At 53.8% G+C, this 9,814-nt stretch carries 13 protein-coding genes and 1 pseudogene; 13 read left to right on the top strand and 1 reads right to left on the bottom strand.

Annotated elements, in window-relative coordinates; all coding sequences use genetic code 11:
- Positions 1 to 74 precede the first annotated feature (74 nt).
- The 6 genes from HB631_RS25130 to HB631_RS25155 are packed head-to-tail and all read left to right on the top strand — an operon-like array spanning position 75 to position 4,364.
- Entirely contained in the window at positions 75 to 677 is a 603-nt protein-coding gene (locus HB631_RS25130) for a phage baseplate assembly protein V (RefSeq protein WP_218627118.1), read from the top strand.
- On the top strand, positions 674 to 1,024 hold the full coding sequence (locus HB631_RS25135; protein WP_213993916.1) for a GPW/gp25 family protein: 351 nt from the start codon (positions 674 to 676) through the stop codon (positions 1,022 to 1,024). Before HB631_RS25130 ends, HB631_RS25135 begins: the two co-directional genes overlap by 4 nt.
- A gap of 2 nt (positions 1,025 to 1,026) precedes the next feature.
- Positions 1,027 to 1,935 (top strand): baseplate assembly protein, encoded by a 909-nt coding sequence (locus tag HB631_RS25140; protein WP_213993917.1) that lies wholly within the window; start codon positions 1,027 to 1,029, stop codon positions 1,933 to 1,935.
- On the top strand, positions 1,928 to 2,536 hold the full coding sequence (locus HB631_RS25145; RefSeq protein WP_213993918.1) for a phage tail protein I: 609 nt from the start codon (positions 1,928 to 1,930) through the stop codon (positions 2,534 to 2,536). The genes HB631_RS25140 and HB631_RS25145 overlap by 8 nt, the downstream gene beginning before the upstream one ends.
- On the top strand, positions 2,533 to 3,735 hold the full coding sequence (locus HB631_RS25150) for a phage tail protein (protein WP_213993919.1): 1,203 nt from the start codon (positions 2,533 to 2,535) through the stop codon (positions 3,733 to 3,735). Before HB631_RS25145 ends, HB631_RS25150 begins: the two co-directional genes overlap by 4 nt.
- Positions 3,735 to 4,364 (top strand): tail fiber assembly protein, encoded by a 630-nt coding sequence (locus HB631_RS25155; protein WP_213993920.1) that lies wholly within the window; start codon positions 3,735 to 3,737, stop codon positions 4,362 to 4,364. Before HB631_RS25150 ends, HB631_RS25155 begins: the two co-directional genes overlap by 1 nt.
- A gap of 112 nt (positions 4,365 to 4,476) precedes the next feature.
- Here the strand turns inward: HB631_RS25155 and HB631_RS25160 are convergent, their stop codons facing one another.
- Positions 4,477 to 4,872, bottom strand: a complete 396-nt coding sequence (locus tag HB631_RS25160; protein WP_213993921.1) for a S24 family peptidase — start codon at positions 4,870 to 4,872, stop codon at positions 4,477 to 4,479.
- Positions 4,873 to 5,108: 236 nt separating this feature from the next.
- Here HB631_RS25160 and HB631_RS25165 point away from each other — a divergent pair, with 236 nt between their 5' ends.
- The 7 genes and pseudogenes from HB631_RS25165 to HB631_RS25195 all read left to right on the top strand — a co-directional run.
- Positions 5,109 to 5,846: a site-specific DNA-methyltransferase gene (locus tag HB631_RS25165; RefSeq protein WP_213993922.1), complete on the top strand. Its 738-nt coding sequence runs from the start codon at positions 5,109 to 5,111 to the stop codon at positions 5,844 to 5,846.
- A 68-nt stretch (positions 5,847 to 5,914) separates the two neighbouring features.
- The gene (locus tag HB631_RS25170; protein WP_213993923.1) at positions 5,915 to 6,586 is read left to right on the top strand and encodes a hypothetical protein; all 672 of its coding nucleotides are present in this window, start codon (positions 5,915 to 5,917) and stop codon (positions 6,584 to 6,586) included.
- Positions 6,587 to 6,980: 394 nt separating this feature from the next.
- A complete protein-coding gene (locus HB631_RS25175) occupies positions 6,981 to 8,150 on the top strand; it encodes a phage tail sheath protein (protein WP_213993924.1) in 1,170 nt (389 codons plus the stop codon).
- Between the two features lie 9 nt (positions 8,151 to 8,159).
- Positions 8,160 to 8,675 carry a phage major tail tube protein gene (locus HB631_RS25180; RefSeq protein WP_213993925.1) on the top strand — a complete coding sequence of 172 codons (516 nt, stop codon included), beginning with the start codon at positions 8,160 to 8,162 and terminating at the stop codon, positions 8,673 to 8,675.
- Positions 8,676 to 8,746: 71 nt separating this feature from the next.
- Positions 8,747 to 9,034: a phage tail assembly protein gene (locus tag HB631_RS25185; RefSeq protein WP_213993926.1), complete on the top strand. Its 288-nt coding sequence runs from the start codon at positions 8,747 to 8,749 to the stop codon at positions 9,032 to 9,034.
- A 14-nt stretch (positions 9,035 to 9,048) separates the two neighbouring features.
- Positions 9,049 to 9,168 (top strand): GpE family phage tail protein, encoded by a 120-nt coding sequence (locus HB631_RS27195; protein ID WP_255557287.1) that lies wholly within the window; start codon positions 9,049 to 9,051, stop codon positions 9,166 to 9,168.
- Positions 9,161 to 9,814: pseudogene (locus HB631_RS25195) on the top strand (phage tail tape measure protein); the annotation flags it as partial. The gene HB631_RS27195 and the pseudogene HB631_RS25195, both read left to right, overlap by 8 nt.

Consider the following 9,814-nt stretch of genomic DNA (forward strand, 5'->3'; position numbering starts at 1 on the left):
TCAAAAAATTAGTTAACTTTCGTGTTATCAATCCATCATAAAAGTTATGGATAGACATACATCAGATAATAAATTTGAGACTATTAAATAACCTCGTTCAATTTGGCATCATCGCTTCTATTGATCTTGACAACTCCTTGTGCCGGATAAGCACTCGCGATAATACAACAACCTGGCTCCCCTGGCTGACCGCCCGCGCCGGTCGTACCCGCACTTGGTGGGCACCCTCCATCGGTGAGCAAGTTTTAGTGCTATCCCTCGGCGGCGAACTCGATACTGCCTTTGTGCTGCCCGGCGTCTTTTCCGATGAATTCCCCGCGCCTTCCGCCTCCGCAGATGCAATCCATATAGCCTTCCCGGATGGCGCGGTGATCGAATACGAACCGCTTACCGGTGCGTTATCTGTTATCGGCATCAAAACCGCGAGTATTAGTGCCGCTGAAAGTGTAACGGTCACCGCACCGCAGATCACCTGCACCGCCTCGACCCGTATCACCCTGGACACGCCCGAGGTAATCTGCACCCAAAAGCTCACCGCCCAAACCATCGACATCCAGCAAGGCGGCACCATCACCGGCAACTTGACCCACAGCGGCGGCAATCTCTCCTCCAACGGTGTGGTGGTGCATAACCATACCCATCTGGGCGTGCACGGGCCGACGGGCGGTCCGCTATGAACAACGCCACCTATCTCGGCATGAACCGCGACAACGGGCGCGCGCTTACGGATATCGACCATATCCGCCAAAGCGTGGCCGATATCCTGATTACCCCCATCGGCTCTCGGCCCATGCGCCGGGCCTATGGTTCGCTGTTATCCGAGCTGATAGACCAGCCGCAAAACGACGCCCTGCGCCTGCAAATCATGGCGGTGTGTTACAGCGCCATTTTGCGATGGGAGCCGCGTATCGCCCTGTCCGGCATTACCTTTGCCACAACCTATAACGGCAACATGGTGGTAGAGCTGTCCGGTAACACGGTCAGTCCCCAGGCTGATATTTCTTTATCCATTCCGGTGAACTGACCATGCCGTCCATTGATCTCAGCCAGTTACCCGCACCCCAGGTAGTCGAAGCTCTGGATTACGAAGTGCTGTTAGCCGAGCGCAAGGCCACGCTGATTTCCCTCTATCCGACGGAGCAGCAAGAGGCCGTCGCCCGCACCCTGGCGCTGGAGTCCGAGCCGATGGTTAAGCTGCTGCAAGAGAACGCCTATCGGGAGCTGATATTGCGCCAGCGTATCAACGAGGCTGCGCAGGCGGTGATGGTGGCTTACGCCAACGGACCGGACCTGGACCAGATGGCGGCGAATTTTAAAGTCTCCCGCCTGCTGGTTCAGCCCGCCGATATGCTGGCGGTGCCACCGGTGGCTGCGCTCTATGAGTCCGATACCGATTTGCGACTGCGTACGCCGCAGGCCTTTGAGGGTTTGAGCGTGGCCGGGCCCACCGGCGCGTATGAATATCACGCCCGCAGCGCTGACGGTCGGGTGGCAGATGCCTCGGCTATCAGCCCGTCACCGGCCTGCGTGACGATTTCCATCCTTTCTCGGGAGGGCGATGGCAGAGCATCCAACGACCTACTGGCGGTTGTTGAAACGGCGCTCAATGATGAGGACGTCCGCCCGGTGGCCGACCGGGTGACGGTGCAATCAGCGAAAATTATCCCTTATCGCATCGATGCCAAACTTTATCTTTTCCCCGGTCCGGAGGCGGGGCCGGTACGCGACGCGGCGGAAAAACGCTTAACGGCCTTTATCACCGAAAAGAGCCGTTTGGGCCGCAATATCCGCCTGTCGGCACTCAATGCCGCCTTGCATGTGGAAGGCGTGGAGCGCGTCGAAATATCGCTCCCTCAGGAAGATGTGGTGCTGGATAAAACCCAGGCCGCTTACTGCGAAGGTTATCAGATAACCCTGGGCGGTGCCGATGCGTAACCGCCTGCTGCCGGTGGGCTCCAGTCAGCTTGAAGTGGCGGCCGCCGAGGCGTGTGCGCGGCTTGGAGAACTGGCCGTGCCGCTTCGCACATTGTGGAATCCTGACACCTGCCCGCTGGCGTTGCTGCCCTATCTGGCCTGGGCGTTTTCCGTGGACCGCTGGGACGAGAGCTGGAGCGAAGAAGCTAAACGCGCCGTGGTGCGCGCCTCTTTTTTTATCCATAAACACAAAGGCACCATCGGCGCACTGCGGCGGGTGGTGGAGCCGCTCGGCTATCTTATTCAGGTGACGGAATGGTGGCAGACCAATGATGCCCCCGGCACGTTCCGCCTGGATGTCGGCATGGTGGAGACCGGCATCACCGGAGAGATTTACGGCGAGCTGGTACGTCTGGTGAATGATGCCAAGCCGGTAAGCCGCCACCTGACCGGCCTGTCCGTCCATTTGGAAACGCCCGGTATCATCTCGGTAAGCGCGGTGAGTTATGACGGCGACGAGCTCACCATCTATCCCTATTTCCCCGACACCCTTACCGTGGCCGGCCAGTGTGTCACCGGCGGTGGGGTGCATCTTATCGACACGTTACGAGTATCTTTATGACCATCAAATATTTCGCGCTATTAACGCACCAGGGGGCGGCAAAACTCGCCAATGCCACCGCCCTGGGGACAAAGCTGGAACTTACCCATCTGGCGGTGGGCGACGGTGGCGGGAGCCTTCCCACCCCGGACCCGGCTATGACAATGCTGATAAAGGAGCAGCGCCGCGCGCCGCTGAACTCACTCTCAGTGGATGCGTACAACCCAAACCAAATCATTACCGAGCAAATCATCCCGGAAAATGAGGGCGGGTTTTGGATACGGGAAATCGGCCTCTATGACAGCGACGGCGATTTGATTGCCATCGCCAACTGCCCTGAAACCTATAAACCCCGGCTTCAGGAAGGCAGCGGACGCACGCAGATAGTGCGGATGATATTAATCGTCAGCCATACCCAGGCGGTGATGCTGAAAATCGACCCGTCGGTGGTCCTGGCCTCGCGTCAATTCGTCTCGGAAGAGCTCAAGCGGCTGTCCGAAGCTTTCCGTAGGGAATTGCAAGAGCGTGCCGATTCGCCTGATTACCCCGACGCCAGCCTGACGACAAAAGGCATGGTTCAGTTAAGCAATGACACAGATTCCGGCAGCGACACTGTGGCGGCAACGGCCTGTGCGCTGAAAAAGGTTAACGACCTGGCGCTTGGCATCGCCGACAACCTGGCGAAAATGCTGGGCGACCCGGTCGCGGCCCGTCTCCATCTTGGCCTGGGTTTGTTGGCGCAAAAAGACACCTTGAGCGCCAAGGATGTTAACGCCATCGCTGTTGATGAGCTGGCGGGAATACCGCTGCCCTGGACACAGGCGGTCCCTCCCGACGGCTGGTTAAATTGCAATGGCGCCTCTTTTGATAAACGACGTTATCCGGCGCTGGCAAAAGCCTACCCCGAGGGAAAAATACCTGACCTGCGGGGACAGTTTATTCGCGGGTGGTACGGTGATCGTATCCCCGGCAAAGACTACGCAATATTGGGTTCGCAACGTAGCGTTTTTACCGGACCTGTCATGGCCACCTTAAAATATAACAGTGTTGAGGTCGTCGGCATTTCCGACGACAAGGAAACGAATAATGCTCCGGATAGTGAAGTACAGGACCCAGTTTGGGTTACCGATGCGGTCCCGGGCGTTAAGTATAAAAGCATGTTTTTATGTGCCGATGGCCCGGACATTACTTTCTTTAATTACATCACGAGGGCAGCATAATGGCCGACTATTCACTGAACATCCCCCGAGCCGTATTAAATGACCAGGGGCTTGCCGAGCAGGCCGGCTGGATAACCGTCTATGGCGCACATCCTTTAACCCGCGAATATTGCCGGGCGTCCATGGAGTATTTGCCCCTCGGCATCGGCTTACCGGAGCATGGATATCAAGACGCGCCGACATTACCGGGAAATGACGCCGCAATCTTGCGCGCTGAAAATGGCAATATCTGGGAAATCCAGCCGGATTTTCGCGGCAAGACGGCCTATGTTACGGCAACTCGCCAAGCTCATTTGATTACCGAACCGGGTGAACTGCCGCCGTCGTTTACCTTATTGCCGCCCGCTACCGATTATGATATCTGGACCGGCAAGCGCTGGAAAACCGACACCCACGCAGAAAAGGCTGCCGTGATAGCCAGCGCGGAAAAAGAAAAAACGCACCTCACCGAACAGGCGGACCGGCATATTGCCACCTTGGCGCGGGCGGTGAAATTGGGCATTGCCACCCCGGAGGAAAAAACATTGCTGACGCAATGGGAGACCTACAGCGTTTTACTGCGCCGGGTAGAGACCGCCAATGCGGCGTCTGTCATCTGGCCCGCGGTGCCGGGAACAGTCGCAAACTAAAACCGTCATTAAAATAGCCACGGCGGTTTCATTCGGCCAATTTTTTGAAGGCCTAAACCGCCTTGTATTTCAAACAGCCCGTTCACGTCGGCGGGCTGACATATTTCTCCGGTCAAAACAAACACGGATTATCATCAAATTCCCCGGTGCGCATATCATTCACCGCATGGGTCACCACGCCCCAGCAAATCGTTTCTTCGCCCATAACCTCTTCGCCCTCGGCATAGAGGGTGATGTGATTGGAGCCATCCAACTTTTCCAGGCCGCGCACCGGATATAACCGCACGCGGCGTAATGCAAATTCGCAGCCTATTTCCGCCACGATGATACTGCCGTCCACGGGTGCTAATGACCTGTCCACGACCAGCAGCGCATCCGGGAAAATGCCGACCCGATGTGCTCCTTGTGACACGCGCATAAGGAAGGTGGATGCCGGATGACGGATACAGGCAGCGTCCAGGCTGGTACGTTTTTCAAGATAATCCTGCGCGGGGGAGGGAAAGGCCATAGTTGTTATCTCACATTACTGTATATAATTACAGGTTATGATATAAACAGATGTTTGTGAAGTCTTGCTTAAGCTTTAAACAGCCGAACCGGCGAAACCGTCTGGTTTTATTGAGAAAATAAAAATGTCTATTGGGGCTGCATCGCTGTTGTCCTGAACCTGCCACGGCGCAACCCCCGAGACGGCTTATCACCCGTTACGTATGCTTGGCTGATACCCTACTCTTTGAGGTCAGCATGCCTTTTCAGCAACACACCATCGGCCCGGCAACGCTTTACTGCGGCGACAGTCTTGATATCCTGCGTGAGTTAAATGAACCGGTGGATGCGCTTATCACCGACCCGCCTTACAGCAGCGGCGGCCTGCATCACAGCGCGCGGACTCGATTACCGGGTGATAAATATCTCAACAGTGCTAAATATCATGAATTTTTTGGCGATAACAGAGATGCACGCTCCTGGTCATTTTGGATGACGCAGTGGTTGAGCCAAACCCGCAGACTGGTGAAACCCGGCGGTTATGCCATGGTCTTTTCTGACTGGCGGCAGTTGCCTAGCCTGACGGATGTTTTGCAGGCCGGAGGATATATCTGGCGCGGTCTGGTGCCCTGGGACAAGACCGCCTCCAGCCGCGCGCCGCATACCGGTTATTTTCGCCATCAATGTGAGTATGTGGTGTGGGGTAGCGTCGGCATGCTACCCAAATGCCGGCATGGCGGACCCTGGCCGGGACTGATTGCAAAGCGGGTTATTCCGTCGGAAAAGCTGCATATGACCGGGAAGCCGGTAGAGCTGATGGAGCAGCTGATAAAGCCGGTGGTGCCGGGCGGTCTGATACTCGACCCGTTTATGGGCAGTGCGTCAACGGGTGTGGCTGCGCTGCGGCAGGGGTATCGGTTTATCGGGATCGAGATGAGTCAGGAGTACTTTGATATTTCGTGTCAACGGCTTGAAACAGAATTGGCAAAGGTATAGTTGACTATGAATATGATCATATGAAAATTTTAGTCTTAAAAAATTCTATATTTGGAGTATGAAAATTAATGAATCTACAATTATGGACAGCTGTAATAACCGGCATAGGACAAATAATTGCTATTCTAATTTATCGACACAATACTATAAAAGACAAAGATCAAATCGACATCGACCTTATAAAAGAATTAAGAGAAAGGACTCCATCAACTTATCTTACGGAAAACCTTTTCATCAAAAGATATGGTTGTCCTCACGTAACCATTGATGATATTAAGATATTAATAAGTCATCCAAAGCCTCGGCAAGCGATACGAAAATATGTTTCAGCAAATAAAAGGATAGACATTTTCCATTTGCAACTTATTAACAAAAAGCTGATAGGTGTTTATTCCCCATCCTTTTCGACAGTTAAAAAAAGAGCATTCACGGCTACTGCTAATATAATGTCATCTTTGTTTTTCTATATAGCATCGTTATATCTGATAATAAAATCGCTAAAAAGTATACTGCTTATAAAAAATTTGATTATCACAGACAACATCATTGAATATACGCCATTGATAGCTGGTGTGTTGCTACTGACAATTTTATTTATTTTTTTTACATTTGCATGCGCCTTAGCCTCATTGAGCACAATTTTTTCTGAAACCAATTTAAGCGGAATAATTAAAGACTATGATAAAAATAAAGACAACATTCAAAATGACGATTTTTTAGAAAGATGGATCAGGAATTAATCTCCAGAAAAATGCCACTTAAAAAAATTTGAGTATATAAAGATGGCATCAAGTCATCAGGCTAGACAATATTTCCAAAAGACCTAAACGCACCTCTAATACCATCACATAAATTATATGCATGTAGACGTTACGTTTTGTTAGTTTCTTGATAAGAAGAGTTAATTCATGCTGCCTATGATGATTATTTTTTAATTTAAATATTGTCACCAAACTCTTCTTATTTTGAGAGACGGATTTTTAAAATACACCTTTCTTCTGCATAATAAAAAAGTTATCCTTAATTTTTTTGATATATTATCTTGTACCTTCTTTCACACATCAAAACTCATATGTGTTAAGTCGTCCAGGCATACATAATTGACCTTCTTTTCTATAACAAAGATATTCAGTAATGGCTAACTACCACCACGGCGCTCGCGTCCTTGAAATCAATGACGGCGCACGCACCATTTCCACCGCATCAACCGCTGTCGTCGGTCTGGTCTGTACCGCAGACGATGCTGATGTCGCCACCTTCCCGCTCAACACGCCGGTGCTTATTACCAATATCTTGACCGTTGCCGCCAAGGCGGGCAGCACCGGCACCCTCAAATCCTCACTGCTCGCCATCGCCGCCCAGGCCAAACCGGTCACTATCGTGGTTCGCACGGCCGAAGGCAAAGACGAGGCCACAACCACAGCCAATATCATTGGCGGCGTGGATGCCGAAGGGCGTTACACCGGTTTGAACGCCTTGCTGGCCGCTCAGTCTGAAACCGGCGTTAAACCCCGCATCATCGGCGTCCCTGGCCTGGATAACCTGGAAGTCGCCACTGCCCTGGCGTCCATTTGCCAGCAACTGCGGGCCTTCGGTTATATCAGCGCTTGGAACTGCAAAACGGTGGCGGAAGCCATTACATACCGCGCCAACTTCGGCCAGCGCGAGCTGATGCTGATATGGCCGGATTTCCTGGCGTGGAATACGGTCACCGCCACCAGCGATACCGCTTATGCCACCGCCTATGCCCTGGGGATGCGCGCCAAAATCGACAACGACACCGGCTGGCACAAGACGTTGTCGAATGTGGATGTTAACGGCGTTATCGGTGTTTCACGTCATGTCTATTGGGATCTACAGACTACCGGCACCGATGCCGATTTACTCAATGAAGCCTGCGTTACAACGCTGATTCGCAAGGACGGCTTTAAGTTCTGGGGTTCCCGCACCTGTAGCAACGACCCGCTGTTTGCCTTTGAAAACTACACCCGCACCGCCCAGGTGTTGGCGGATACCCTGGCCGAGGCGCATCTGTGGGCCATGGATAAACCCGTCACGCCAACGCTGGTTCGTGACCTGATGGAAGGAGTAAACGCCAAGTTCCGGGAGTTGAAATCCGCCGGGTACATCATCGACGGCACCTGCTGGTATGACGATGCGGCCAACGACAAAAACACCCTGAAAGCCGGAAAGCTGTTTATCGATTACGACTATACCCCGGTCCCGCCCCTGGAGGATTTGACCTTCCGCCAGCGTATCACTGACCGCTACCTGATGAGCTTTACCTCTAACGTGAACACTTAAGGGAAATTTATGGCTTTGCCTCGCAAATTAAAACTGCTGAACCTGTTTAACGATGGGTCCAGCTACCAGGGTGTGGTTACCTCCATGACCTTGCCGAAGCTCACCCGCAAGCTTGAGAATTATCGCGGCGGCGGTATGAACGGCGTCGCGCCGGTGGATTTGGGCCTGGATGACGACGCCCTGTCGGTGGAGTGGTCCATGGGCGGCATCGATGAGCGGGTGCTAAGCCAATGGGGCTCGGCGGGAGTGAACGCGGTGCCGCTACGGTTTGTCGGCTCGTTCCAGCGCGACGATACCGGCGACGTGACCGCCGTCGAGGTGGCATTGCGCGGTCGCCATAAGGAAATTGACTCAGGTGAGTACAAACAGGGCGAGGACACCGAGACCAAAGTCTCCACCCAATGCACCTATTACAAACTCACCGTGGGGGGCAATGTGCTGATTGAAATCGATACGGTCAATCTGGTGGAAATTGTCGACGGCGTGGATCGGCTGGCCGAACATCGCCGCGCCATTGGCCTATAGTCCGTTATTTTTGGGCCCCCCGAATACTTACAAGACAAATAAAACTCCACTTCAACTAGGAAAAAATCATTATGGATAACACCCTCACCCTGACTTCGCCGGTACAACGGGGCGAAACGTGTATCACCGATATCACCATCATCAAACCCAATGCGGGTACTTTGCGCGGCGTGCGTCTGGCGGATTTGGCCAACTCCGACGTCGATGCCCTGCTCACCGTGCTACCGCGCATCACCTTCCCGCAGTTGACCCGCCATGAATGCACGCTGCTGGAGCTGCCGGATATGGTGGCCTTGGCGGGGAAAATCATTGGTTTTTTGTCGCCGATATCGGACGAGACGGCATCCCCGCTTGTTTGACGGTGGATGACCTGATGGCGGATATCGCGGTGATTTTCCACTGGCCGCCGTCAGCACTCTATCCCATGAGCCTGCCCGAGCTCATCGGCTGGCGCGCCCTGGCACTCAAACGCAGCGGACAATCCGATGAATAATAAACTCCAACTGCAGGTCTTACTGAAAGCGGTGGACCGGGCCTCCCGGCCCTTTCGCGGCGTACAGACCGCCAGCCGACAGTTGGCCGGCGATATTCGCATCACTGAAAAAACCTTGCGCACTCTCGACCAACAGGCCGGGAAAATCGATAAGTTCCGCAAGGTCAAAGCGCAACTCACCGCCACCGGGACCGGGCTGCGGCAGGCCCGGCAAGAGACCGCGCAGCTGGAAAAAGCGTTCCATGCCCTGGAGAACCCTACCGGCAAACAAATTCGGGAAATGGACAAGGCCCGGCGCAACGTCGCGGCCTTGGAAGAAAAATATCGCAGCCTGCGCCAGTCGGTGAAAGCCCAGCGTACCGAACTGAGCGGCGCGGGCATAACTACCAGTCGGCTGTCGTCGGAGCAAAAACGCCTGCGAGACAATGCCGAGACGGTCACCCGTTCACTCAACCGACAGCGGGACGCTCTGGGCCGGTTGAGCCAGCAACAACACCGGCTAAGCCAAATCAGTCAGCGTTATCAAACCGGCAAAGCCTTGGCGGGTAGTATCGGTGGGAAAAGCGCTGCCGCCTTTGCCTCCGCCACCGGCGCATTGTACGCCGAGGGACGGCTGATAGCGCCGGGCATGAGCTTTGACCGACAG

The organism is Sodalis sp. dw_96, assembly GCF_018449575.1.
Lineage (GTDB): Bacteria > Pseudomonadota > Gammaproteobacteria > Enterobacterales > Enterobacteriaceae > Acerihabitans.

What these genes read in the sequence shown, in the direction of transcription:
- HB631_RS25135 (WP_213993916.1), top strand. Translation starts at nt 674, where the DNA reads ATGAACAACGCCACCTATCTCGGCATGAACCGCGACAACGGGCGCGCG.
- HB631_RS25140 (WP_213993917.1), top strand. Translation starts at nt 1,027, where the DNA reads ATGCCGTCCATTGATCTCAGCCAGTTACCCGCACCCCAGGTAGTCGAA.
- HB631_RS25145 (WP_213993918.1), top strand. Translation starts at nt 1,928, where the DNA reads ATGCGTAACCGCCTGCTGCCGGTGGGCTCCAGTCAGCTTGAAGTGGCG.
- HB631_RS25150 (WP_213993919.1), top strand. Translation starts at nt 2,533, where the DNA reads ATGACCATCAAATATTTCGCGCTATTAACGCACCAGGGGGCGGCAAAA.
- HB631_RS25155 (WP_213993920.1), top strand. Translation starts at nt 3,735, where the DNA reads ATGGCCGACTATTCACTGAACATCCCCCGAGCCGTATTAAATGACCAG.
- HB631_RS25160 (WP_213993921.1), bottom strand. Translation starts at nt 4,872, where the DNA reads ATGGCCTTTCCCTCCCCCGCGCAGGATTATCTTGAAAAACGTACCAGC.
- HB631_RS25165 (WP_213993922.1), top strand. Translation starts at nt 5,109, where the DNA reads ATGCCTTTTCAGCAACACACCATCGGCCCGGCAACGCTTTACTGCGGC.
- HB631_RS25170 (WP_213993923.1), top strand. Translation starts at nt 5,915, where the DNA reads ATGAATCTACAATTATGGACAGCTGTAATAACCGGCATAGGACAAATA.
- HB631_RS25175 (WP_213993924.1), top strand. Translation starts at nt 6,981, where the DNA reads ATGGCTAACTACCACCACGGCGCTCGCGTCCTTGAAATCAATGACGGC.
- HB631_RS25180 (WP_213993925.1), top strand. Translation starts at nt 8,160, where the DNA reads ATGGCTTTGCCTCGCAAATTAAAACTGCTGAACCTGTTTAACGATGGG.
- HB631_RS25185 (WP_213993926.1), top strand. Translation starts at nt 8,747, where the DNA reads ATGGATAACACCCTCACCCTGACTTCGCCGGTACAACGGGGCGAAACG.
- HB631_RS27195 (WP_255557287.1), top strand. Translation starts at nt 9,049, where the DNA reads ATGGCGGATATCGCGGTGATTTTCCACTGGCCGCCGTCAGCACTCTAT.